The sequence below is a fragment of the Albimonas sp. genome (assembly GCF_055129145.1).
This window is the reverse complement of the sequence record NZ_JBSRTQ010000010.1, coordinates 13,630-37,873: the sequence shown is the minus strand read 5'-3', so window position 1 is coordinate 37,873 and position 24,244 is coordinate 13,630. Positions and strand designations below refer to the sequence as shown.

Annotated in this window: 19 protein-coding genes and 1 tRNA gene; 11 read left to right on the top strand and 9 right to left on the bottom strand. The window is 69.9% G+C overall.

Annotated elements, in window-relative coordinates; all coding sequences use genetic code 11:
* Position 1 precedes the first annotated feature (1 nt).
* The 5 genes from ACTB72_RS03375 to ACTB72_RS03355 all read left to right on the top strand — a co-directional run bounded on the left by ACTB72_RS03375 (position 2) and on the right by ACTB72_RS03355 (position 5,923).
* Positions 2-610, top strand: a complete 609-nt coding sequence (locus ACTB72_RS03375) for a cytochrome c oxidase assembly protein (protein WP_463035572.1) — start codon at positions 2-4, stop codon at positions 608-610.
* A gap of 48 nt (positions 611-658) precedes the next feature.
* Positions 659-1,465: a cytochrome c oxidase subunit 3 gene (locus ACTB72_RS03370; protein ID WP_463035571.1), complete on the top strand. Its 807-nt coding sequence runs from the start codon at positions 659-661 to the stop codon at positions 1,463-1,465.
* Positions 1,466-1,597: 132 nt separating this feature from the next.
* On the top strand, positions 1,598-2,284 hold the full coding sequence (locus ACTB72_RS03365; protein WP_463035570.1) for an SURF1 family protein: 687 nt from the start codon (positions 1,598-1,600) through the stop codon (positions 2,282-2,284).
* Between the two features lie 313 nt (positions 2,285-2,597).
* A complete protein-coding gene (locus tag ACTB72_RS03360) occupies positions 2,598-4,727 on the top strand; it encodes a hypothetical protein (protein WP_463035569.1) in 2,130 nt (709 codons plus the stop codon).
* Between the two features lie 140 nt (positions 4,728-4,867).
* Positions 4,868-5,923 (top strand): hypothetical protein, encoded by a 1,056-nt coding sequence (locus ACTB72_RS03355; protein WP_463035568.1) that lies wholly within the window; start codon positions 4,868-4,870, stop codon positions 5,921-5,923.
* Here the strand turns inward: ACTB72_RS03355 and ACTB72_RS03350 are convergent.
* The 5 genes from ACTB72_RS03350 to pdxR all read right to left on the bottom strand — a co-directional run bounded on the left by ACTB72_RS03350 (position 5,905) and on the right by pdxR (position 12,007).
* Positions 5,905-6,762, bottom strand: a complete 858-nt coding sequence (locus ACTB72_RS03350; RefSeq protein WP_463035567.1) for a glycosyltransferase family protein — start codon at positions 6,760-6,762, stop codon at positions 5,905-5,907. The genes ACTB72_RS03355 and ACTB72_RS03350 overlap by 19 nt on opposite strands.
* Before the next feature lie 156 nt (positions 6,763-6,918).
* Positions 6,919-8,238, bottom strand: coding sequence for an O-antigen ligase family protein (locus ACTB72_RS03345; RefSeq protein ID WP_463035566.1), 1,320 nt, complete (start codon positions 8,236-8,238; stop codon positions 6,919-6,921).
* Positions 8,239-8,431: 193 nt separating this feature from the next.
* Entirely contained in the window at positions 8,432-9,385 is a 954-nt protein-coding gene (locus ACTB72_RS03340) for a sulfotransferase family protein (RefSeq protein WP_463035565.1), read from the bottom strand.
* A gap of 134 nt (positions 9,386-9,519) precedes the next feature.
* The gene (locus ACTB72_RS03335; RefSeq protein ID WP_463035564.1) at positions 9,520-10,500 is read right to left on the bottom strand and encodes a DUF808 domain-containing protein; all 981 of its coding nucleotides are present in this window, start codon (positions 10,498-10,500) and stop codon (positions 9,520-9,522) included.
* A gap of 16 nt (positions 10,501-10,516) precedes the next feature.
* Positions 10,517-12,007 (bottom strand): MocR-like pyridoxine biosynthesis transcription factor PdxR, encoded by a 1,491-nt coding sequence (gene pdxR / locus ACTB72_RS03330; protein ID WP_463035563.1) that lies wholly within the window; start codon positions 12,005-12,007, stop codon positions 10,517-10,519.
* Positions 12,008-12,073: 66 nt separating this feature from the next.
* Here pdxR and ACTB72_RS03325 point away from each other — a divergent pair, with 66 nt between their 5' ends.
* Positions 12,074-12,790 carry a pyridoxamine 5'-phosphate oxidase family protein gene (locus tag ACTB72_RS03325; protein ID WP_463035562.1) on the top strand — a complete coding sequence of 239 codons (717 nt, stop codon included), beginning with the start codon at positions 12,074-12,076 and terminating at the stop codon, positions 12,788-12,790.
* Positions 12,791-12,885: 95 nt separating this feature from the next.
* Here ACTB72_RS03325 and ACTB72_RS03320 read toward each other — a convergent pair.
* Positions 12,886-12,962, bottom strand: a tRNA-His gene (locus ACTB72_RS03320).
* Positions 12,963-13,094: 132 nt separating this feature from the next.
* Between ACTB72_RS03320 and ACTB72_RS03315 the strand changes: the two genes are divergently transcribed.
* Positions 13,095-13,394 carry a DUF6324 family protein gene (locus tag ACTB72_RS03315; protein WP_463035561.1) on the top strand — a complete coding sequence of 100 codons (300 nt, stop codon included), beginning with the start codon at positions 13,095-13,097 and terminating at the stop codon, positions 13,392-13,394.
* Between the two features lie 114 nt (positions 13,395-13,508).
* Here the strand turns inward: ACTB72_RS03315 and ACTB72_RS03310 are convergent, their stop codons facing one another.
* Positions 13,509-13,991, bottom strand: coding sequence for an MmcB family DNA repair protein (locus ACTB72_RS03310; RefSeq protein ID WP_463035559.1), 483 nt, complete (start codon positions 13,989-13,991; stop codon positions 13,509-13,511).
* A gap of 382 nt (positions 13,992-14,373) precedes the next feature.
* Between ACTB72_RS03310 and ACTB72_RS03305 the strand changes: the two genes are divergently transcribed.
* A complete protein-coding gene (locus ACTB72_RS03305; protein ID WP_463035558.1) occupies positions 14,374-18,024 on the top strand; it encodes a vitamin B12-dependent ribonucleotide reductase in 3,651 nt (1,216 codons plus the stop codon).
* Between the two features lie 315 nt (positions 18,025-18,339).
* Positions 18,340-19,056, top strand: a complete 717-nt coding sequence (locus tag ACTB72_RS03300) for a putative metalloprotease CJM1_0395 family protein (RefSeq protein ID WP_463035557.1) — start codon at positions 18,340-18,342, stop codon at positions 19,054-19,056.
* 112 nt (positions 19,057-19,168) lie between these two features.
* Here ACTB72_RS03300 and ACTB72_RS03295 read toward each other — a convergent pair whose 3' ends face one another.
* Positions 19,169-19,549 (bottom strand): hypothetical protein, encoded by a 381-nt coding sequence (locus ACTB72_RS03295; protein WP_463035556.1) that lies wholly within the window; start codon positions 19,547-19,549, stop codon positions 19,169-19,171.
* Between the two features lie 164 nt (positions 19,550-19,713).
* Between ACTB72_RS03295 and ACTB72_RS03290 the strand changes: the two genes are divergently transcribed.
* Positions 19,714-20,919: a BaiN/RdsA family NAD(P)/FAD-dependent oxidoreductase gene (locus ACTB72_RS03290; protein ID WP_463035555.1), complete on the top strand. Its 1,206-nt coding sequence runs from the start codon at positions 19,714-19,716 to the stop codon at positions 20,917-20,919.
* 97 nt (positions 20,920-21,016) lie between these two features.
* Here ACTB72_RS03290 and ACTB72_RS03285 read toward each other — a convergent pair whose 3' ends face one another.
* The gene (locus ACTB72_RS03285) at positions 21,017-22,141 is read right to left on the bottom strand and encodes a C4-dicarboxylate TRAP transporter substrate-binding protein (protein WP_463035554.1); all 1,125 of its coding nucleotides are present in this window, start codon (positions 22,139-22,141) and stop codon (positions 21,017-21,019) included.
* A 385-nt stretch (positions 22,142-22,526) separates the two neighbouring features.
* On the opposite strand from ACTB72_RS03285, the gene ACTB72_RS03280 reads away from it, so the two are divergent.
* Entirely contained in the window at positions 22,527-24,026 is a 1,500-nt protein-coding gene (locus ACTB72_RS03280; RefSeq protein ID WP_463035553.1) for a hypothetical protein, read from the top strand.
* Positions 24,027-24,244 lie beyond the last annotated feature (218 nt).

Here is a 24,244-nt window from a genome sequence, read left to right as displayed (position 1 = left end):
CATGCGCTGGTGGGCCGAGCTCGACGGTGTGAAGCGGACGGTGGTGCGGCTCAGCACGCTGGTGCTGGTCATGGCGTCGCTCACCGCCGCGGCGGTGCCGTTCTACTCCTGGTTCTGCAAGGTCACCGGCTTCGGCGGCGAGACCGCCGTGGCCTCGGCCGATAGCGCGACCGTGCTGGAGCAGACCATCAAGGTCCGCTTCGACGCCAACACCGAGCGCGGCTTCGCCTGGGACTTCAAGCCGGAGGTCCGCGAGATGGAGCTTCGGATCGGGGAGACCGGGCTCGCCTTCTTCAAGGCCCATAACCCGACCGATCGCCCGGTCGCGGGTCAGGCCTCCTACAACGTGGCCCCGTTCTCCGCCGGGGGCTACTTCACCAAGATCGCCTGCTTCTGCTTCAATCTGCAGGTGATCCAGCCCGGCGAGACGGTGATGATGCCGGTCACGTTCTACGTCGACCCCTCGATCGTCGACGACATCGAGGCGAAGTATCTTCACACCATCACGCTGAGCTATACCTTTCACCCCGCCGACCTGCCCGAGGCCGTGACCGACGAGGATGTGACCGACGCCTCCGCCGTCCTGCCGCGGTCGCAGGACGTCAACTGACGCCGCGCCCGCGAAGGCCCCGACGAGACCCGCCAAGGAGGACGCCTCATGGCCCATGAGAAGAACCACGACTACCACATTCTCAGCCCCAGCCCGTGGCCGCTCTGCGCCGCGGTCGGCGCCTTCGTGATGCTGGGCGGCGCCGTCGCCTTCATGCATGACGGCGGCCCGTGGATCATGCTGATCGGCCTCGCCGGCGTGCTCTACACCATGTACGCATGGTGGGCGGACGTGGTCGCGGAAAGCCGCGCCGGCGATCACACCCCGGTGGTGCAGATCGGCCTGCGCTACGGCGTGATCATGTTCATCGCCTCGGAAGTGATGTTCTTCGCAGCCTGGTTCTGGTCGTTCTTCAAGCACGCGATGTACCCGATGGGCGAGATCTCGGGGACCCAGGTGCTGGCCGGGGCCTGGCCGCCGGCGGGGATCGAGACCTTCGATCCCTGGCACCTACCGCTGATCAACACGCTGATCCTGCTGCTGTCGGGCTGCCTCGCCACCTGGGCGCACCACGCCATCGCCCATGACAACGACCGCAAGACCATGGCCAACGCCCTGGTCGGCGCCGTGGCGCTGGGGGTGCTGTTCACCATCACCCAGGCCTATGAGTACAGCCACGCCGCCTTCGGCTTCGCCGGCAACATCTACGGCGCGAACTTCTACATGGCGACCGGCTTCCACGGCTTCCACGTGATCGTCGGCACCATCTTTCTGTTCGTGTGCATGATGCGCGCCTATGCCGGCCACTTCACCGCCGACAAGCATATCGGCTTCGAGGCGGCGGCCTGGTACTGGCACTTCGTCGACGTGGTGTGGCTGTTCCTGTTCATGTCGATCTACATCTGGGGCGCCTGAGCCGCGCCGGACGCCACGCGGGCAGGGCCTCCGCCCGCGATCACGATCCTGAATCGGGGGGGGCGGCTTCGGGCCGCCCCTTTGCGTTCCGGAAGGCCGCGCGCCGCTTTTCAACGAACCAGGACCTGTCTCATGCGCCGATCCCACCGCGCCCGTCTCGTGTTCCTGCTGGTCTTCGGCCTCGGCGGGGTCGCCATCCTGTGCTGGCTGGGGACCTGGCAGGTGCAGCGGCTGGACTGGAAGCTGGGCCTGATCGCGGAGCTGGAGACGCGGCTTTCGGCCGAGCCCGTCGCTTTGCCGGCGGACCCGAGCGAGGCGCGCGACGAATATCTGCGGGTCCGGACCGCCGGCGTCTATGACGGGTCGGAGATCCGGGTGCTGACTTCCGCCCAGCCCTGGGGCCCGGGCTATCGGGTGATCTCGGCGTTCGATACGGCGGACGGGCGGCGGATCCTGGTCGACCGCGGCTTCGTCGACGAAACCCGGCGGAACGTGCAGCGTCCGGGCGGGCCCGCCGACGTCACCGGCTCGCTGCTCTGGCCGCAGGAGGTCGACAGCTTCGTGCCGGCGCCTGACCTTGAGGCCAATCTGTGGTTCGCCCGCGACGTCCCGGCCATGGCCGAGACGCTGGATACCCTGCCGCTGATGGTGGTGGCGGAGGGCGATGGCGCCGACTGGCCCAAGGCGCAGCCGCTGACGGTCAACCTGCGCAACGACCACTTGAATTACGCGATCACCTGGTACGGGCTGGCCGCGGTCTGGGCGGTGATGACGCTGGTGCTCGGCCGGCGGATGTTCCGGCGCGTCGGCGAGGGCTGAGGCGCCGCCGCCCACCCCCCGGCCCGCGTCATAGCGACCGGCGCCGCGGGAAACCGGGGGCGCCGCGCTTGTCGGCGCGCCCCGGCGACCCGACCTTCCATCCCTTGGGGGCGTGGCGCAGGGGCGAGATATGCTGAGATTTACCAAGAATAAACTCAAAGGCGCTAGGACTTGGCTCCGTGGCCGCCCGACGGGCCCCGACCTGCGGCGCGGCCAGGTTCCCGAGGCATCCCACGGTCCCCAGAGCGGGACGCCCCCCGATCCCGATTCGACGGGAGCGGCCCTGTCCGGACCGGTTCTTTCGAGGTCCGATATGCTCCGATCGCTCGCCCTCCTGTCCGCCATCCCGTCGCCCGCCGTGGCGCGCATCCTCGCCGACGGCTCCAGCGGCACCATCGGCAAGGGGGTCGTCGGCGCCTTCGAGCTGCGCGAAGGCGGCGTCGACCTGGACCGTCTCGCGGATCTTTCCGCAGGCCGGATCCTGGGCCGGCCTTCCAATGCCGGAACCGGCGCGCCCCAGGCGATGGACGCGGCCACCCTGCGCGCGCTGTCGGACGAGGCGGCGGCGACCCTGTTCTTCGCCTCGATCTTCGACGCCGAGGCCGCGTCGATCCCCGCCATCCCCTCCACCATCGTCACCTTCGGCTACGAGACCGCCGGCGACGGCGGCGGCGGCGCCTATGCGCGGGTCAACGCGAATCCCAACCACCAGGCCAAACTGCAGACCGCGGACGGCCAGTGGTGGGAACTGGCGGATCAGGAGCCGACGCCCCTGCAACTGGGCGCGAAGTTCGACGAGTCCACCGACGACACCATCGCGCTGAACAACTGGGTGATCTTCCTGCGCATCAAGCGCCGGGCCGGCCGGCTGCCGGCGGGGACCGCCTATTGCTCGGGCACCGTCTACATGGGCGGCGTCCGGGTGCAGGGCGCGGGCGGGGTCAACAGCTCCGCATCCTCGGTCTCGATGACGCTGATCATGTCGGACGCCAATCCGATGCTGTCGATGGCCCCGCGCGCCGACGTGGAGACGGCCTTCGCCCTGACCCATTGGGAGGATTTCACCGTCGCCTCCGCCGGCGGGCCGGTGTCGCCGATCACGCTGTGGGACACCGCATCCTACCCTTACCAGATCGGCATCTGGGTCGGGCGCAATCACAACTTCATGGCGACGGTGGCCGGTGGAGAGCGGCCCACCACCGGCGGCGCCGGCGGTCTGACCATGCGCCGGGTCTGCGTGCAGGATGCCTCGGGCTGGGGCCTCTACGGCTACAAGCTCTGGGGCAAGTCGCTGATCGACGACTGCTTCTTCCGCCGCTGCGGCGGCAAGGCTGCGTTCGAGCGAGACGACGACCGCATCTCGGGCGCGATAGCCTTCGCCGGGGTGTCGGTGGATTTCGCGGTGTCCAACATCCACGCGTTTTCCGGCAGCTATCCCAATTCGGCGATGGACCATCGTGGCACCGGCCTGCGCATCGGCGCCTACAAGTCCGATACCGACGCGCTGGGTCGCTTGTGGGAGCCGGGCGGGAACCAGAAGTTCGAGTCGATCTTCACCGAGGGCTACAAGGTGCCCTACGATATCCGGGCCACTTCCTCGGCGATGCTCGACAACATGTCCCTCTCGGGCGACCGGATCTATTTCGGGGCGGAGGAGAACCCGGCCAACAACTGCCGGATCACCTTCTCCAAATGGCGCACCTTCAATCTGGAAGAGATCAACATCACCCAGAGCGCCATCGTCGATCTCGGCCAGCTGCTGAAGCAGGATCAGAACCCGCCGACCACGATCCGTTACTGGACCGGTTTCAACTGGACGCCTCCGGGCGGCGGCGGCGCCGATCCGACCGGCGTCTACCAGAACCCAACGGTGCTCGCCCCGCAATTCGGGCTCGGTCCGGCGGCGTCGAACTCGTATCGCTTCCTGCCGCTGGCGGCGACGACCTACGACCCGAGCTCGATCTGGTCGAACCTGCTGCCGCCCTTCTCCAATTCGGATGGCGGCAACCTGCGGGGCTGGAGCCAGTCGGGCGGCGGCGATCTGACCGTGTCGAACCGCTGGCGGGTGCGGATCCGCGACGGGGCGCAGGTCGCCTATGACGTCGACACCCTGTCGGCGGGCGATCTGGTGACGGTCCAGCTGTGGTTCGAAGTCAGCGGCTCGCCGGATCTGAACGACATCACCTTCGGGGTGCGCAACGGCTCCAACGCACTGCAATTCCAGCGGCCGCTGGGCCTGTCGGGCGTGGCGGTGGACACGAACTGGCGGGCGTTCAATGCGCAGGTGCCTTCGGACGGCGTGCTGCGGCTGTTCGTGAAGAACGCCACCGGGACCAACGTGTTCCTGCGACATCCGCTGGTCTGCGCCGGGGCGGCGACGCCGCTCGGCCGGCACTACCTGACCGCGTGGCCGACGCCGGAAGGAGTGATCGCGACCGTCTGATCCAGGTCGCGGCCTGAGGCTTGCTCCCCCGGGGGGCGCGACCTGTCGCGCCCCCCTCGCGTTCCCGGCCCCCGCGCCGCGTGCTAGGTTGCGGCTTGGCCGGGGGACCGGCCGGCGTAGGGTTCAGGAGCAGGCGCGAGATGCACGATCAGGCGACGAAGACGGGCGACGAGCTGGATGCGGACGTGATCACCTGCGCCTGGTATCATGCCGGGATCCGCGATTTTCACCTAGCCTGGATGCGGGCCAATCCGCGGCCGGGCATGATCTCCATCGTCCGGGTCACCGACGACCGCCCTGTCGAGATGCTGATCGAGGAGAACAAGCGCTTCGGGGCCGAGAAGGTCCATGTCTTCCGCTCGAAGGGCAAGGTGCTGCGCAACCTGGTCAAGCTGCTGCCGATCTTCGCGATCTACGCCTTCTGGATCACCTGGCGGGAAGGGCGCAAGCGCCAGTTCGTCACCCATGACGGCTTCTGCTTCTGGATGGTCCCCAGCTTCATCCTGCGCCGCACCTGCTACCTTTTCGCCCACGATCCCAGCCCGCATGAGAGCGCCGAGCAGGCGATGGCCGCGACCATCCGCAAACGCTATTTCCGCTGGACCTATTTTCGCAAGCATTGGCGGGCGATCGTGGTGGGCTCGGAGAGCAACCGCGCCAAGATGCTGGCGGGGCATGCCGTCTCCGACACCCTCGTCAGCCCGTTCCCGAAGTTCGACGCGGACCTGTTCGAGGGCGGCGCCGCGGTTCCGGAGCTGGGCGGCGAGACCGGCTACATCCTGTTCTTCGGGCGGGTGGACATCTACAAGGGCATCTACGACTGGCTGGTGGCCAATGAAGGCGGCCTGGTGAAGACCCATCGCGTGGTCATCGCCGGCGACATGATCGACCGGCGGGTCGAGGCATTCTCCGACCGGGTCACCATCATCGCCCGCTTCATCAAGACCGACGAGGTGCCGGCGCTGTTCGAAGGCGCCCGCGCGCTGATCTGCCCTTACCTCTCCTCGACTCATTCCGGAATCGTGGACATGGGCGTGTCGTTCGGCACGCCGGTCTACGTCTCGCGCATCCCGTATTTCGAGGAGATGTATGCGGACCGGCCCGAGGTCCGCTACATGGACGAGCTCGCCCCCGATCTCGCCGCCGCCCCGGCCTGCGCGGGGGCGGCGGGGGGCCGTCAGGCCCAGAGGTCGTAGGGGAACGCCTCGCGCAGGCCCGGCGGGGCCAGGACCGGGGCGGCGGTCATGTCGACCTTCGCCGCCTCGGCCACGCTGGAGAACACCCGCGGGCCGGCGGTCCGGCCGGTGCCCAGCACGTAGTCCTCGTATTTGAACGACGGCTCGGTCGGCGACAGACGCACCAGCTTCACATCCTTGCCCAGCCGCTCGCCCAGCACGAAGCCGTGCAGGGAAGAGGTGACGATGTTGCGCGCATTGGCGATGTATTCGCAGACCAGCGGCCACGGCTCCAGCGGCGACACCATGGGCAGGGAGGTGTCGAGATCCTTCAGGCGCAGGTCGTTGAGATTGGGGATGAAGATGGTCTCGGGGTAGCTCGGCAGGGTGCGGCGGGTCAGCAGTTCGGGGAACAGGTCGAAGACCAGCAGGCCCGGGTCGCCGTAGATCTCGGGGACCTCGATCTCGGGCCGCCAGCGGGCGAGCCAGTCGCGGGTCAGGGGGCCGCGCACCGCGCGCACATCGAGGCTGGCGAACCCGGGCTCGGTCCCCGTATCGCGGCCGTTGACGCCGGAGCCCCAGACCGTGTTCCCGTCCCGCGCCATCTGCAGGATCGAGCCTATGCCGAACAGCGTCTGCGGCGTGCGGGTGTGGAAGGCGCGATGCAGCCCGCGCAGGGCCAGCAGCTGATCGACGACCACCAGCGACAGCTCGTCGCCGAAATTGGCCGCGCCCTTGGGCCGCCAGTGATGCAGGTCGATGCGGGTCTGGTCGGTCATCCGGCCCAGCCGCTTGATCTCGACCTTGTAGAACCACTTGCTCGCGGCCTTTTTCGCGAGCTTGTCCAACACGCCGCTCATACGCTCTCCGTCCCGTGCCGCCGCAAATTCCGCAGGTCCTGATGCCCGCCGGACGCTAGCCGCCGGGTGGGCCGCTGTCGACCGCGCTTTTTGCGGCGCAGCATTCTTCTGCCGGGTCCGTCGCCGGCCCTCGCGCCTATGCCGTTCAGGCTCGCTTCAGGTCGCGACGAGCGGGCCGGCGCGCCTGTCCCGCATGCCTTCGCGCGCCTGCTCCAGCGCCGCCGCCTGCGCCGCGGCGCGTTCGGCCGCCAGCCGGTCGCCGCGCAGCATCGAGGCGCGCAGCAGCAGCGCCATCAGCAGGAAGATCACCGGCATCGCGTTCCAGTTGGTGTGCACGGCGCTGACCATCATGCGCAGCATGACCGAGGCGAACATGAACAGCACCACCACCGACAGCACCCGTTCGCGCCGCATCTGGCTCACGATGCGGTAAAGCAGCGCCAGCCAGAACATCGAGAAGAAGATCAGTGCGAACACGCCCGATTCCAGCAGGGTCAGCAGGAAGGAGTTGTCGACCACCATCTGCAGCACCTCGATCTGGCGCTTGTAGCCGAAGCCGAACAGCCAGTAGTCCGGCAGCATCGCAATAGCGCGCCCGAACAGCGCGAGGCGAGGCGACTCAAGGAAGCTGCTCGATCCCGACAGGTTCAGCACGTCGAGCCGCTGGATGGCGACGGAATTGGTGTCGATGGGCAGCGGCAGCCCGGCGATCGCGAACAGCAGCACGCCGCCGGTCGCGGCCAGCAGCGCGATCAGCACCGCGCTCGGACCGACCTTGATGCGGCCGAGCAGGATCAGCGGCGCCAACAGCAGCACCAGCTGCACCATCCCGCCGCGCGACGACGACACATAGGTCGCCGCGATGACGACCAGTGCAGCGAACCAGGCGAACCCGCGCCCGACCTTCTGGCCGGTGGCGGGCATCGCCACGAACACCGCCATGGCGAAGGCGACCACGGTCAGGCCGTAGGCGCCGCTGTTGCCGCTGAGCCCGCCGGCGCGGCTGCTGGACTCGTAGCGGCCCATGCTGCGCTGCCAGAACTGCTGGGAATCGGCCACTTTCAGGCCGGTGAAGTGCATGAACAGCCCCGCCAGCACTGAGATGCACAGGCCGATCATCGCCAGCCGCACCACGCGGGCGATGAAGGCTTCGTCGAACTGCTTGACGCAGAACACCAGCATGAACGGCGCGAAGATCACGATCTGGCGGAGCGAGGCGATGGCGGAGCGGGCGATGGAGCCCAGCGGCGCATCGGCGATGTGGAACAGCGCCGAGAAAAGGCACATCCCGATATAGGCGAAATAGAATCCCGACATCGGCGAGGCCGCGAGGCCGCCGGTCAGCATCACCACCACGAAGATCGGCAGCATGAAGTCGATGATGGAGATCGGGAAACCGGCCACGACCGCGCCCATGAACGGCGACAGCAAGGCCACAGCTTCGACCGAACGCCTGATGTAGCGGTCCGCGATCATCCGCGTCCGTGCCCCCGAACCAATCCGCGCGGCAAGCCGCGCCATCCCATCCACGCCCGCGCCCCCGCGCGGGGCCTGCGCGTCGCGTCCCGAAGGCCGCGCGCCGACCTTAGCATTAGATCATGTCGGGCGCCTGAACCGGATGCGGCGGGGAGGCGCGGGCGCAGCCCCCCCGCGGCCCCGCCGGCGCGGCTTACGCCTGCGTCGGCGGCCGCGGGGCCGCTGCGGTTTCCGGCGGCAGCCAGTGCGACAGATCCCGGCCGATCAGGGCCCCGGTGCGGGCCACGTCCGCGCGGAACACCTCCGCCAGCTCGCGCTGGAAGGCGGGCGACATCGCCTCGCGCGTCGCGTCCTTGCGCAGCCGCTTCTTGACGAACTCCACCGCCGGGATACGGTTGCGGCGCAGCGCGCGGCGCAGCGCGGCCATCGGCGCCCTCAGCGGCCCCGGCGGGTTCAGGATCAGCCCCGCGACCAGCTTCGAGCGGTGGGCATGCGCGGCGTTGACCCGCGGAAACTCGGTGCGGCCGTCGTCGGGCAGGCCCAGGAAGTCCAGCGCGCGCCGGTAGACCGCGCCGCAATCGGCGCTGAGATCCTCCTGCAGCAGCACCAGCCGCCGGTCCTCGGGCACCAGGGCGAAGAAACGCTCGATCTGGCCGGAGAACATGGCGAGAGCCCTGTATTGCAGGAACAGCTCGGCCCGGCAGGTCTCGGGAATGCGTTCGCCCCGCGCGCGCGCCTCTTGCAGACGCCAGGCGGTCTCGAAATCCGGCTCGTCCTCGTTGGCCGAGAACAGCAGCTCCATGTGGAAGGCATGCGCCACCTCCACCGGGTTGCGCAGCATGGCGATGAACTTCGCGTCCGGCGACAGCCGCAGCGCGTTGGCGACGGCGGAGTCCGAGCGCAGGTAATTGGTGGAGCCTTCGGCGATCACCCGGTGCCGCGCCGGGTCGGCCGCGTCGAACAGCCGAAGATAGGCGGCGTCGTCATGGAGCGCGTTGTAGTTCCGCAGCCTCGGCAAATCGTCGCAAAGGTAGTGCGGCTCCTTGGGGTCGCAGATGAAGGCGTCGGGATGTTCCGAAATGTAATGAGCCAGCGCCGTGGTGCCGCATTTCGGGGCGCCGATTATGAACAGATTCGGAACAGGCATCGCAACTCCTCGGCTCACGCCGCCGTTCGGGGGGCGCTACGGAGCCGAGGGCGACGACAGCGCGACGTATCTTGCAGCGCAGCAATCATGGGAGAGGCTGGCGCGGCAACGCGCCTTTCGTCGCGCCGGGGCGCTCAATGGGCGTTGTCGCCGGATTTCGCCTCCCCGCGGACCGCCGCGATCAGCGGGCCCACGATGCGGGTGGCGATGGGGATAAGCACGAAGCCGACCGCGAGGCCCAGCATCCCGTCGAGCGCGGCGGTGACGATCCAGCGCGCCGCGCCGGCCCAGGCCTCGCCCACCCCGCCGGAGACCGCGGCGGCGGCATGCGCGATGATCTCGGTGGGCGCATGCCAGCCCAGCTCATGCGCGCCATGGGTGAGTATCGAGCCGCCGACCCACAGCATCGCCGCCGTGCCGACCGTAGCGATGACGCGCATCACCCCCGGCATCGCCTTCACGATCCCGCGCCCGACCGCCCGCGTGACCGCCAGCCGGCCGACGCGGGTCAGCGACAGGCCGACATCGTCCGCCTTCACCAGCAGCGCCACCGCCCCGTAGACCAGCACGGTGATGCCGAGGCCGACGGCCGCCAGCGCCACCGCCTCGGTCAGGAAGCTGTCGGTCTCGATCGAGGCGAGGGAGATGGTCATGATCTCCGCCGACAGGATGAAGTCGGTCTTGATCGCGCCTTTGACGCGCGTGGTCTCCAGATGGGCGGCGTCTAGGGTTTCGGCCTGCTGCGGACCCTCGTCGTGTTCGTGGAACAGCGCGTGGTGGATCTTCTCCGCGCCCTCGAAGCAGAGATAGAGGCCGCCGCACATCAGCAGGGGCGTCAGCGCCGCGGGCAGGAAGGCGTTGAGCGCCAGGGCTGCGGGCAGGAGGATCACCAGCTTGTTGAAGGCCGAGGCGCGGGCGATCTTCCACACGATGGGCAGTTCGCGGGCGGCGGGCAGGCCGGAGACGTATTTGGGCGTGACCGCGGCGTCGTCGATCACCACGCCCGCGGCCTTGGCACCGGCCTTGGCGGTCTGGGCCGCGACGTCGTCGAGCTGCGCCGCCGCCAGTTTGGCGATGGCCGCCACGTCGTCCAACAGCGCCAGAAGTCCGCTCATCCGCTCTCGCCCTCGTTCAAATTCCGGTTGTCGGTCCCGCGACAGGTAGCGCTTCGGTCGCGCCCGATCCAGTGCCCCGCGGCAGCGAGGCGGCCCAGCGCGCGGCCGCGGCGGCCAGCGGCTCGGGCGCGCAGCCGGAAAAGCCGACGACGAGGCCATGGCGGGCGGGGGCGCTCAGGTGCATCGGGGTCAGCGCGCGGGCCCCGAACCCGGCGCGGCGGGCGAGCGTCATGGCCTCGGCTTCCGACACCGTTTCGGGCAGGGGGGCGATCAGGTGCAGGCCCTGGTCGGGCGGCTCGGCCGCGATCCCGTCGGCGCGCAGGGCGGCGACCAGCGCGTCGCGTGCGGCGCGGGACCGGCGCCGGGCGCGGCGCAGATGGGCGGCGAAATGGCCCTCGCGCAGGAATTCGGCGAGCGCGCCTTCGGCGAGCGTCGCGGGGTGGCGGTCGGTGCGGGCGCGGAGCCTCAGCACGGGGTCGAGAAGCGGCTCGGGCAGCACCAGGTATCCGACGCGCAGCCCGGGGAACAACGCCTTGGAGAAGGTGCCGATGTAGATCACCCGCCCCGCCCCATCCATGCCCTGCAGCGCGGTCAGGGGCGGGCCGGCGTAGCGGAATTCGCTGTCGTAGTCGTCCTCCAGGATCCACGCGCCCGCCCGCCGCGCCCAGTCGATCAGCGCCAGCCGGCGGGGCATGGTCATCGCGACGCCGAGCGGAAACTGGTGGGAGGGCGTCACATAGGCCGCCCGCGCGTCGGGGGCGCGCGCCTCGCCCTCCGCCGTATCCAGTCCGTCCGCATCCACCGGCACGCCGGTCAGGCGCAGGCCCGCCCCCTCCAGCGCCGCGCGGGCCATCGGATAGCACGGGTCCTCGATCCAGGCCCGGTCGCCGGGCGAGAGCACGCCGCGCGCCACCAGATCCAGCGCCTGCTGGGAGCCCGAGGTGATCACGATGCGGTCGGACGACGCGCGCAGCCCGCGGGCGGCGCGCAGATAGTCGGCGGCGGCCTCGCGCAGGTCGGCCCCGCCGCGCGGGTCGCCATAGGCGAAATGCGCCGGGGCGGCGCGCGTCAGATGGCGCGACAGCAGCGCCCGGAACGTCGCCATGGTGCGCGGGTCGGGCAGGGCGATTCCGAGCGCGCCGGGCAGGGGCGGGGCGACGTCGCGGAGCGCCGCCGGTCCGGCGTCCGGCCCCGATCCCGGCCCCGGCGCGGGGGGGGAAGGCAGGCGCGGCACGCGGGCGGCGACATAGGTGCCGGCGCCGGTCCGCGCCTCCAGATAGCCGTCGGCCTGCAGGGTCTCGTAGGCCGCCACCGCCGCGCCCCGCGACAGGCCGAGCCGGGCGGCGAGGTCGCGCGTCGTCGGCAGTTTTGCGCCGGGGGGCAGGGCGCCGGTCTCGATCAGCCGCCGGATCTCGGCCCGCAGCGCCGCCTGCCGCGGCCCGCCGGCGGGCAGAACCGGGATCAGCGCCGACCAGTCCGGCGAATTGGTTTGATTTCTTTCCGCCATATTGGATCTTCGCCAAGCCAATCGCCTCGGCTACCCGTGCCGCATCCTCCCGCGAAAGGCAATCAGATGACCGACACCGCCCCCGCCTATCCCGTCGACGCCCGCAACAAGGTCCGCCGCCACCATGAGCGCGGCGCCTATGACCACGCGGCGGTCAACGCCATCCTCGACGCCGGGATGCTCTGCCACGTCTCCTACGTGTTCGACGGCCAGCCCTATTGCACGCCCACCCTGCACTGGCGCGACGGCGACCGGCTCTACTGGCACGGCTCGTCGGCCAGCCGGATGCTGCGCACCCAGAAGGCCGGGGTTCCGGTCTGCGTGACGGTCTCGCATCTCGACGGGCTGGTGCTGGCGCGCTGCGGGTTCAACCACTCGGCCAACTACCGCGCCGCGATGTGTTTCGGGACGGCCGCCATCGTCGATGACCCTGACGAGAAGGCGCGGGCGCTGCATGCGGTGGTCGACCGCTTCCTGCCGGGCCGCAGCGCGAGCCTGCGGGCGATCACGGCGCAGGAGAGCAAGGCCACGACGGTGATCGGGATGCGGATCGAGCAGGCCTCCGCCAAGGTCCGCGCCGCGGGCGTGGGCGATGAGCCGGAGGATCTGGACCTGCCGATCTGGGCCGGGGTGATTCCCCTGCGCACGGTGATCGGCGCGGCGGAGGTCAGCCCGCATGTCCCCGCCGGGGTCGAGACGCCGCCGGAGCTGGCGCATTTCCCGGAGGGCGGGACGCTGGATACCGCGCTGCTCGCGGCCCAGCGGTGCTACGAAGCCGGCTGACGGAGCCATGACGCGAAACCGGCGCCGCCCCTGACCTGGGCGGCGTCTTCATGTCTTGGCCACCGGGTTCGGCGGGCGGATGCGTGCTTGGGGAATGGTACCGACGCCCCGGCTCGAACGGGGGACCCCTAGATCCACAATCTAGTGCTCTAACCAACTGAGCTACGTCGGCACGCGGGCGCTGGTTAGCGCCCTGGCGGCGGCGATGCAAGCGCGACCTTGCGCTTTGCGCGTCCGAAGCGTAGCGACGCCGCAGAACAGGGGGCGCGCCCGCGCCCTCGGAACCCTGACCGGAGGACGTTGCATGGCGGACATCAATTCGGAAAGCGACGTCGGGGCATCGCTGCAGATCGGTCCGACCACCGAAGGCATGGTGCGCATCTTCGTCGAGGGCGACGGCTTCGGCCTGCCCATCGACTTCGAGCCGGAAGAGGCCGAGGAGATCGCCGAGGAGCTGCGCGGCGCCGCCGAGCGCGCGCGTGCGGTCCAGGCCCAGGCCCGCAAGGGCAAGGCCGGCGCCGGCGGCAAGCCCAAGACCTACGGCCCGACCCCCGGCGGCCCCGGCCGCGGCCCGCGCAGCGGCGGCGGCCGGCAGGGGCGCTGAGCCTCCTGACGCTCGGGCGCGCTTCGCTTCGAAGGCTGATTTCAATCGCGCCGCCCGCACGCCCGGGCGGCGCGGTCGTTTCCGGGCGGCGGCCCCCGCGCGGATCGGGGGCGCCTATACTTCGGAAAACGCCGCCAGCCCCGGATCGAGCGCGGCGCGCAGGCGCAGCGCGCCGATCCGGGCGGCTTTGAGCACCATCGCCTTGCGCCGGGCAGGGGCCATCGGCCGGGGCTCGGGGCTGCGCAGGATCTCGGCGCGCCAGGCGTCGGCGCGGATCAGGCCGTGGTCGGGGGGCAGCGCCTCGGCCGGAAAATCCTCATCGACGGCGAAGAACAGCCGCTCGCACCAGTCGAGGTAGCCGGGCCATTTCCGGTCCGACCGGAAATCCGGCAGGCCGGATTTGCACTCCACGATCCAGATCTCGCCCTTGGGGCCGAGCGCGAAGACGTCGGCGCGCAACCCGCGCGCCGGGACGAATTCGCAGATCGGCGCGAATCCCAGATCGATCAGCCCGCGGCAGACGCCGCGGGCCAGAGCGAATCCCGGGGGCGTGCCCGAGAGGGGAGCGGCGGTCGGGTCGTTCGGGTCGTTTCGCACTTGCGGCGCCTCCTTGATGTTCTCATAATGTTCTCGACTCGGGGCGACGTCAAGAAGTCTTGCCAAATGGTAAATGTTGCTAATTCGTTCGGTTAACGGATCGCTAGGGGTGGTGGGGCGATAGGGCGTCAACCGCAAAATCTAGTCGAAACTTGCAATAAATCTGTTGCACCGCGGGGGGCGCTTTCCTAATCATGGACCTATCAGCGGCGGCCCACACTACATGTGGTGTTGTCGCCAGCCGCAGGGGCCTAGCCCCACCACCGCACACCAGATCAATGGAGCCGTCCGCCAGGGCGCTCCGAGGGGACGGCGCGACGCTCGCGACGCTCTCGGAACCATTGCGAACACGCCCCATGCAAGGGCGGAAGAGGGACCAGTTATGAAGATCGAACGCCGCTTCACCCAGGACGGCGCCTCCCCCTACGAGGCGTTCGACTTCCGCAAGGCGACTTCCGAGATCCGCAATCCCAACGGGACCATCGTGTTCTCGCTGAAGGGCATCGAGGTGCCCTCCGCGTGGAGCCAGGTCGCCTCGGACGTGCTGGCCCAGAAGTATTTCCGCAAGGCCGGCGTCCCCGCCCGCCTGAAGAAGGTTCCCGAAGAGGGGATGCCGGAATTCCTGTGGCGCTCGGTCGCCGACGAAGCCGCGCTGGCCAAGCTGCCCGAGTCCGAGCGCTACGGCTCCGAGATGAAGGCGGCGCAGGTGTTCGACCGTCTGGCCGGCGCCTGGGCCTATTGGGGCTGGAAGGGCGGCTACTTCACCACCGAGGCCGACGCCCGGGCCTATTACGACGAAATGCGCCACATGCTCTGCGCGCAGATGGCCGCGCCGAATTCGCCGCAATGGTTCAACACCGGCCTGCACTGGGCCTACGGCATCGACGGCCCGTCGCAGGGCCACTTCTATGTCGACTTCCAGACCGGCAAGCTGGTCAAGTCGAAGTCGGCCTATGAGCACCCGCAGCCCCATGCCTGCTTCATCCAGTCCGTCTCCGACGATCTGGTCAACGACGGCGGCATCATGGACCTGTGGACCCGCGAGGCGCGGCTCTTCAAATACGGGTCCGGCACCGGCACCAACTTCTCAGACCTGCGCGCGCTGAACGAGCCGCTGGGCGGCGGCGGCAAGTCGTCGGGCCTGATGAGCTTCCTCAAGATCGGCGACCGCGCCGCGGGCGCCATCAAGTCGGGCGGCACCACGCGCCGCGCCGCCAAGATGGTGATCTGCGACATGGATCACCCCGATATCGAGGCCTTCATCAACTGGAAGGTGCGCGAGGAGCAGAAGGTCGCCTCCCTCGTCGCCGGCTCCAAGATCCATGAGACCAAGCTCAACGAGATCTTCGGCGCGATCCGCGAATGGGACGGGGCCGAGGCCGACGCCTTCGACCCCAAGAAGAACCCCGCCCTGAAGGCCGCGATCAAGTCCGCGCGCCGCTCGATGATCCCCGAGACCTACACCAAGCGCGTGCTGGAATACGCGGCGCAGGGCTATGATTCGATCGAATTCCCGACCTACGACACCGACTGGGATTCGGAAGCCTATCTCACCGTCTCCGGCCAGAACTCCAACAACTCCGTCCGCGTGACCGACGCCTTCCTGAAGGCGGCGCGCGAGGACAAGGACTGGGAGCTGCTGCGCCGCACCGACGGCAAGGTCGCCAAGACCGTGAAGGCGCGCGAGCTGTGGGACCAGATCGGTCACGCCGCCTGGGCCTGCGCCGATCCGGGCGTGCAGTATCACGACACCATCAACGCCTGGCACACCTGCCCGGCCGACGGCCCGATCCGCGCGTCCAACCCGTGCTCGGAATACATGTTCCTCGACGATACGGCCTGCAACCTGGCCTCGATGAACCTGCTGACCTTCCTCGACGCCGAAGGCTTCGACGTCGTGGCCTACGAGCATGCCTCGCGGCTGTGGACCGTCACGCTGGAAATCTCCGTGCTGATGGCGCAGTTCCCGTCGGAGGAGATCGCGCGCCGGTCCTACAAGTACCGCACGCTCGGCCTCGGCTACGCCAATATCGGCGGGCTGCTGATGAACATGGGGCTCGGCTACGACTCGGCCGAGGGGCGCGCCATCGCCGCCGCGCTGACCGCGATCATGACCGGCGTGTCCTACGCGACCTCCGCCGAGATGGCCTCCGAAGTCGGCCCGTTCCCGGGCTACAAGTCGAACGCCAAGGACATGCTGCGCGTCATCCGCAACCATCGCCGCGCCGCGATGAGCGAGACCGACGGCTACGAGGGCCTGGAAGTGACCCCGGTCCCGCTCGACGCCGGCGCCTGCCCGGATCCCGAGCTGGTGGTCCGCGCCCGCGTCGCCTGGGACGAGGCCCTGCGCCTCGGCGAGGCCCATGGGTATCGGAACGCCCAGGCGACCGTGATCGCCCCCACCGGCACCATCGGCCTGGTGATGGACTGCGACACCACCGGCATCGAACCGGACTTCGCGCTGGTGAAGTTCAAGAAGCTGGCCGGCGGCGGCTACTTCAAGATCATCAACCAGTCGGTTCCCGCCGCGCTGGAGACGCTGGGCTACGATGAGGTCTCCGTCGACCGCATCATCCGCTACGCGGTCGGCGCCGGCACGCTGGCCGACGCGCCGGGCGTCAGCCTGCAGAAGCTGGTCGCCAAGGGCTTCGGTCCCGAGCAGATCGAGAAGCTGGAGGCCGCGACCGAGACCGCCTTCGACATCTCCTTCGCCTTCAACCAGTTCACCCTGGGGCTGGAATTCTGCCGCGACACGCTAGGCATCCCCGAGGCGAAGCTGAACGACGCCGGGTTCTCGATCCTGCGCCATCTCGGCTTCTCCAAGGCCGATATCGAGCTCGCCAACAACCACGTCTGCGGGACGATGACGCTGGAAGGCGCGCCGGGCCTGCTGGACGAGCATCTGTCGGTGTTCGACTGCGCCAACGCCTGCGGCAAGATCGGCAAGCGCTATCTCTCGGTCGAAAGCCATATCCGCATGATGGCGGCGGCGCAGAGCTTCATCTCGGGCGCGATCTCCAAGACCGTGAACATGCCCAACGACGCGGGAATCGCCGATTGCCTGGAGGCCTATGAGCTCTCCTGGTCGCTCGGCGTGAAGGCCAACGCGCTTTATCGCGACGGCTCCAAGCTGTCGCAGCCGCTGTCCTCGGCGCTGATCGACGACGACGACGACTTCGAGGAGGAGCTGGCCGAGGCCCCGATGTCGGCCCGCGCCTCGATGATCGCCGAGAAGATCGTCGAGAAGATCATCGTGAAGGAGATCGCGGCCGGCCGGGACAAGCTGCCCCAGCGGCGCAAGGGCTACACCCAGAAGGCCATCGTCGGCGGCCACAAGGTCTATCTGCGCACCGGCGAATACAAGGACGGCCGGCTCGGCGAGATCTTCATCGACATGCACAAGGAAGGCGCCGCCTTCCGCGCCATGATGAACAACTTCGCCATCGCCATCTCGGTCGGTCTTCAGTACGGCGTGCCGCTCGAGGAATTCGTCGAGGCCTTCACCTTCACCCGCTTCGAGCCGGCGGGTCTGGTGCAGGGCAACGACTCGATCAAGAACGCGACCTCGATCCTCGACTACATCTTCCGCGAGCTGGCGGTGTCCTACCTGGATCGCACCGATCTGGCCCATGTGCAGCCCGACGGCGTCCGTTTCGACGAAGTCGGCAATGGCGACCAGGAGGGCAAGGCCAACTTCGTGCCCGCCGACGATCCGGTCGCCGAGCAGGCGGTGGCGATGCTGCGCGAGATGACGTCGCCGGGCTACATGCGCAAGCGGATGCCGCAGGACCTGTTCCTGGTGCGCGGCGCGACCGCATCCACCGCCTCGGTTGCGGCGCTGGAGACGGTCGGCGCCACGGCCACCCTGGTCGAGTCGGCGGCCACGGCGATCTCGCCGATGGACGACCGCGCCAAGGCCAAGATGCAGGGCTACGAGGGCGATCCCTGCGGGGAATGCGGAAACTTCACGCTGGTGCGCAACGGCACCTGCCTGAAATGCAACACGTGCGGCGGGACATCGGGGTGTTCCTGACCCCCTTCGCCGCGCGTTGACGAACAGGCCGCAGGCGAAACCGCGAGCAGATCACCAGAAGCCTGAACCGCTGCGCCTGCTGGGGGGGGACTTGTCGGGTCCCCCCCGTTTTCTTGCGGATAACGGCTCGTTCATCCACGGCGACCTGAGCCCGGGGGCGCCCTGCGCGCGGCCGGAGCGCGAATCTCCGGTTCGGAGCGGTCTCGTCATGGGCTTAACGATTTCGAAACCTCGGCTTGCGAAAGTGCGAACGTTCGGACCGTGGTCCGACTTGTCGAGGTCGACATCATGCTGGGATCTCTCTCCACATATGCGATGACCTCCGCCCCGCGACGGGTGGAGCCGCCTGGCTCCGCGCTCAATCCGGCGGAGACGCCTGAGGCTGCCGCGCCGCCGCGTCGGTCAGCCTCCGACACGGACAACGCGGCGCTCGACGCTCTCGCGTCGCGAAACGGGCGGCGGCGGCCCTCCCGACTCTCGGGAGAAAGCGGCCTGACCGGGCGTCTGGCCCGCGCCGCACTGGAAAGCGGCGACGAGACGACCGAGTCGGATCGGCCCGCCGCGCGCAAGGACCAGACGCCCGCCCCGGCGCTGAAATCCGAGCCGCTGCTGGGCGGGTTGTCGGAAGCGGAGCGGGAGGCCGTCTCCCGCCTCTCCGATCGCGACCGGGAGGTGCGGGCCCACGAGATGGCCCATGTCATCGCCGGGCGTCCCTGGGCGGGTCCGCCGGTCTACATGTATCAGACCGGGCCGGACGGCCGGCGTTACGCCATCGGCGGCTTCGTGCCCATCGACATCACTCCGGTGGAAGGCGACCCCCACGCCACCGCCCAAAAGATGCGTGTGGTGAGCCAGGCGGCCCTGGCCTCGTCCGACCCGTCGGCCGCGGACCGCCGGGTCGCCGCTCTCGCGCTGGCCAAATTGCAGGAAGCCCTGGCCGCGATCAGCTCCCGAAGCCGCGCGGTACGCGCCGGCGCCACGCCGGAAGAGGCGGAGCGGGCGGCGGCGGGCGGGTTGAACGTGCGGATCTGAAGGGCGGATCGCGCGGGCGGACCTTTCGGCTGAAGCGCCCGTCGACGGTCTCCGTCGACGATGCGCCGATCCGATTGAAACGCGCCGCAATGCCGAAGCTTCGTTGGGCGCCTCAGTCCGGCGCCGACCGTCCGCCATTCAAAACCTCGACGCAACGCCGGGCCAGCGCCTCGCCCTTGGGGGTGAGGTTGTGCAGGTTGCGCCGACGCTCGGTCGGGTCGGGGTCGTTGCTCACCAGCCCCAGGCCTTCGCGCCCCTGCAGCACCCGCGTCGACAGGGACGTCACCCCGCGCGAGGTCGAGGAATTGGCCATGCCGATCCGGTGCTGAAGCTCGTTGAGCGACTGACCTTCGCGAACCGCGATCTCGAGAAACAGCGCCACCTGCTGCAGCGGCATCTCGGGATCCTCGGCGCGAATCGTGCTGACGGCCGCCAGCAGACGCCGCAACGTCGCCCGTTCCAGGTCCGTCAGACCCTCTATGTCCACGCTCATGTCCATTCACAACGTTAATAGTTGCGGCGAAACCATGACGCAACCGCCAAACGCTGCGGCGAGAAAATTCCTGGCGCCGGGACCGACCGCTGCGGGCGCCCTTGCCACAGCCCCTGATCCATGATGCGAACCGGCCTTCGCCGCCCTCGCCCGGACCCCGACCCATGCAAACCGAAGCTTATCACGCCATCGTGCTCGGCGCAGGCGCCGCGGGCATGATGTGCGCCGCCGCGGCCGGGGCGCGCGGGGCGCCGGTTCTGGTGGTCGACCATGCCGATGCGCCGGGCGAGAAGATACGCATCTCCGGCGGCGGGCGCTGCAATTTCACCAATCTCTCGGGCGGCGACGCGACGCGCTATCTGTCGGGCAACCGCCATTTCGCCAAGTCGGCGCTCGGCCGCTACACCCCCGCCGATTTCCTCGCCCTCGTCGCCCGCCACCGCATCCCCTGGCATGAGAAGACCCTGGGCCAGCTCTTCTGCGACGGCTCGGCGCGCGAGATCGTGGCGATGCTGCTGGCCGAGATGGCCCGCGCCGGCGTCGCGCTGCGCCTCTCCACCTCGGTCGAGGATATCGCGCGCGGGCCCGAGCGCTGGCGCTTGCGCCTGTCGGACGGGACCACGGCCGAGGCCCCGCGCCTGGTGCTGGCGACGGGGGGCAAATCGATCCCCAAGATGGGCGCCAGCGGCTTCGCGCTCAACGTCGCCGAAAGCTATGGGCTGGAACTGACCGAGACCCGCCCCGGCCTCGTCCCCCTCACCTTCGCCCCCGGCGCGCTGGAGACGATCCGTCCGCTGGCGGGCGTGGCGACGCCCGCCGTCGTCTCCGCGGGGGGCGTGCGGTTCGAGGAGGCGCTGCTTTTCACCCATCGCGGCCTGTCGGGGCCGGCGATCCTGCAGGCCTCGTCCTACTGGCGGGAGGGGGAGGCGATCGCCATCGACCTCGCCCCCGGCGCCGATCCGGGGGCGGCGCTGGTCGCGGCCAAGCGGGCGGGTCCCAAACGCGCGCTCGCCACCGCGCTGGCCGAGCAGCTGCCCCGCAGGCTGGCGCAGGCCATGGCCGACGCGTCGGGGCTGACCGGCAATCTCGCCGACATGCCCGACCGCGCGCTCGCCGCCTTCGGCGCGGGCCTTTCCGCCTGGTCCCTGCGCCCGGTGGGGACCGAGGGCTACCGGACGGCGGAGGTCATGCTGGGCGGCGTCGCCGTCTCCGGCCTCGACGCCCGCAGCCTGGAGGCGCGCACGGTCCCCGGCCTGCATGTGATCGGCGAGGCGGTGGACGTCACCGGCTGGCTCGGCGGCTACAATTTCCAGTGGGCCTGGGCGTCGGGCCATGCGGCCGGAGAGGCCATCGCCGACGCCTTCGCCTGACGGCCCCCCAAACCCACCCCCCAAACGAAAAACGCGGCGCCCCGGGGGGGCGCCGCGCCGAACTCGCACCGTCGAGGCCCCCGCAGGGACCCCCGGCTCACATGCCGTAGTCGGCGGGCAGCTTGTCGTAGACCTCGGTCTTGAAGCGGGCGACCAGGGCGTCGGTGTCGTCTTCGCCGATCTCGGCGACGATCCCGGTCCACTTCTCGATCAGGCCGTTGAGGGTGTCGACCATCGCCTGCGCGTCGGCGATGCCGTGCAGGTCGCGGGCCTCGGACACGATGGTGGGCGTATCGGCCTTCACGAAGGCGGCCTTGTCGGCGTTCATCGCTTCGGACGGCTCGATGACCTCCACGCCGTGCTCGGCGACTTCGGCGAGCACTTCGGCGTCGGACTCGGAGTAGAGCTGCGTGGCCCGGACGCCGGCGCGGGCGGCCTGGTCGAGCATCATCTTGCGCTGGTCCGCGTCCAGATCCTGCCAGAAGCGCTGGTTGAACGACAGCAGCGACAGGGAGTGGTAGGTGCCGAGGTTCAGCGTGGTCACGTATTTCGCGGTGTCCCACAGCGAGTAGGAGCGCATCGCGCCCGGCGCCTGGATGGCGATGTCGAGCGCGCCCTTGTCGAGCCCCTCATACATCTCCGACGACGGCACGTTGACCTCGATGCCGCCGACGCCGGCCGCCCAGCGCGACCAGAGCGAGCCCGGAACGCGCATCTTCTTGCCCGCCAGATCGGCGGTGGAGCGGATCGGCATCTTCGAGATCAGCGTGTAGGGCGAGGTCGAGTAGGTGCCGGTGTAGATGATGCCCTGGGCGAGGTATTCGTCGAGGCAGGGCTGGCAGTGCAGCAAGTTGAATTCGGACGCCATGAACATCGCGACCAGGGCCGACGGGGTCGACAGGCCCATGTCGGCCACGACCTGGGCACGGGGGAACTCGGCGGGGAAGTAGGTCATCGCCATCATGCCGACATCGGCGATGCCGTCGCGCAGGCCCGACAGGGTCGGCTTGGCGCCGAGCAGGGCGCCGCCCTGGAAGTACTTCACCTTCCACTCGCCCGAAGCCTCGAGCTCCTTGATCATCGGGTCGTAGCCGCCGACCGTGACCGGGTGCTTGGGGCCGACCCACAGCGATGCGGTGATGCGGGTTTCGGCTTGCGCGGCGGAGCCGGCGGCGGCGAGCGCGAGCGCTGCGGCGGTCGCGACCCTGGCGAACTTGTTCATGCGTGTCGTCCTCCCTGACGGCCCGCGCAAGGCGGCGGGCTCACCTGCGAAGGAGGGCCTGGGCCCCCCCGATGGTTCGCGCGCATACTGCCGCGGCAGCGGCCGGATTGTCCAGTTGGCGTTCATGGACGGCGCGCAATTCAATCAAGCGTTTGAAGAAAAAGGGGAATGGGCCGTCGTGGGCGGGGACTCCCGCAGCGTCATCGTCCCGCGCGGGCTTGCAAACCGGGGCGCCGCCGCGCAAGGCTCGGCCCGACATGCGCCCGTTTCCGCGCCGCCGCGCGCGCCTCCCCCTGCCCAGTTCCGTCCGGACCGGAGGCCGCGCCGCGCCCTGCGGATCCGCCCCCGGCCCCTGTCGGCCGGCCGGTCGCGGTTGAGGCGCGCCATGCCCCCCCCTCCCCCGCCTTCCGGCGCGCCCGCGGCGACGCTGCCCGCGCCCGGCGTCCAGGACCGGGTGATCTCGGCCCTGCTGCTCGCGGTGTCGGCGGGGGCGCTGATCCGGGCGTTCTCGGGGGCGGAATGGGCGGCGTCGGGCGCGATCGGGGCCTTGCTGGCGTTCTGCGTGGTCGGGCGGCGGGCGCTGAAGATGCGCGAGCGGCTGCTGCTCGCGGTCGCGATCCTTCTCACCGTGGCCGAGGTCCTGGGCGGCGATCATGCCGGCGCGGTGATCTGGGACGCGCTCGACCGGGCGGCCTTCCTCGCCGCCTTCATGCTGCTGATCGGGGTTCTGCGCGACGCGGCCTCGACCTCGCGTTCCGTGGCGGCCGCGGGGCGCTGGCTGACCCGGCAGCCGCCGGGGCGCCGATATGGCGCGCTGACCTCGGGCGGGCACCTGCTGGCGGTGCTGCTCAATGTCGGCGCGCTGAACCTGCTGGCCCCGCTGATCCAGGCGGGCGTGCGGGCGGGGCGCGAGGGCGGCGAGGCGGAGGTCACCTCGGCGATCAAGGAGCGGCGGCAGTTCTCGTCGCTGCTGCGCGGCTTCGCCACCGCCATCGTCTGGGCCCCCACGACGGTGACCCAGGCGATACTGGCCAACCTCTTTCCCGGCGCGGACCCGTGGAAGGTGATCGGCGGCGGATTGGGCCTGGCGCTGCTCACCGGGATCGCGGGCTATGTCGAGGACCGGGTGCGCTGGGCGGGCGTGCAGCGGCGGGCGGAGGCGGCGCGGGCCGCCGCCGGCGTGATCCGCCCCGGCCCGCCGCCGGTCCCGCGCCGGGCGCTGATCGACGTGGGCTTCGTCGCGCTGGCGCTGGCGGGGATCGCGGCGGCGATCTCGTTCTCCGCCGGGGTGGCGATGGTGCCGGCGTTGATGCTCGCCGCCCCCGCCCTGACCCTGGCCTGGATCTTTTCGCAATCGCTGGGCGCGGCGGCGGAGGCCGGCGCCTCCCCCGTCGCCGCCCTGCGCGCGACGGGCGGGCGCGTCGCCGCCATCCTCGGCCGGTCGATCCCCGCGTCCTCGCCCGAGGCGATCACCCTCTCGGTCGCGGGCTACATGGGCGCGATGCTCTCGGCCCTGCTGCCGCCCGAGGCGGTGGCGGCCTGGACCGATTCCATCCCCACCCTGCTGCTGCTGGCGCTGCTGCCGCTGGGCATCTGCCTGGTGGTGCAGGTGGCGATCACGCCCATCGTCTTCGTGGTGTTCGTGGGCAACGCGCTGGGCGCGTCGGGCGCGCTGCCGGCCGACCCTGCGCTCCTGATCCTCTCGATGAGCGCCGGCTGGGCGCTGGCGCTCACCTGTTCGCCCTTCGCTGCGGGGGCGCTGGTGCTGAGCCGGGTCTCGGGCATCTCGCCGACCGCGATGACCTGGCGCTGGAACCTCGGCTACACCGCCCTGATCTATCCGCTCGTGGTCGGCTGGCTGGCGCTTCTGCTGGCGGTCTGGTGACGCGCCCGTCAGCTATCCTGCCAGTTGCGACAGGGGCTTGGCGGGCGAAGCCGGGTTAGTCGCGCGGTTGACCGTTCGCAAGCGGACGGATAGCGTCCCGCGCCACGGCGGGGGCAGGAGCGACCGCCGGCAAAGGGAACAGGGGAGGGATGCCGTGATCCGGAGCATCGACAGGTCGGGACCCCGCGTCCGGGCCGGAGATACGCGCCGCCCGCGCG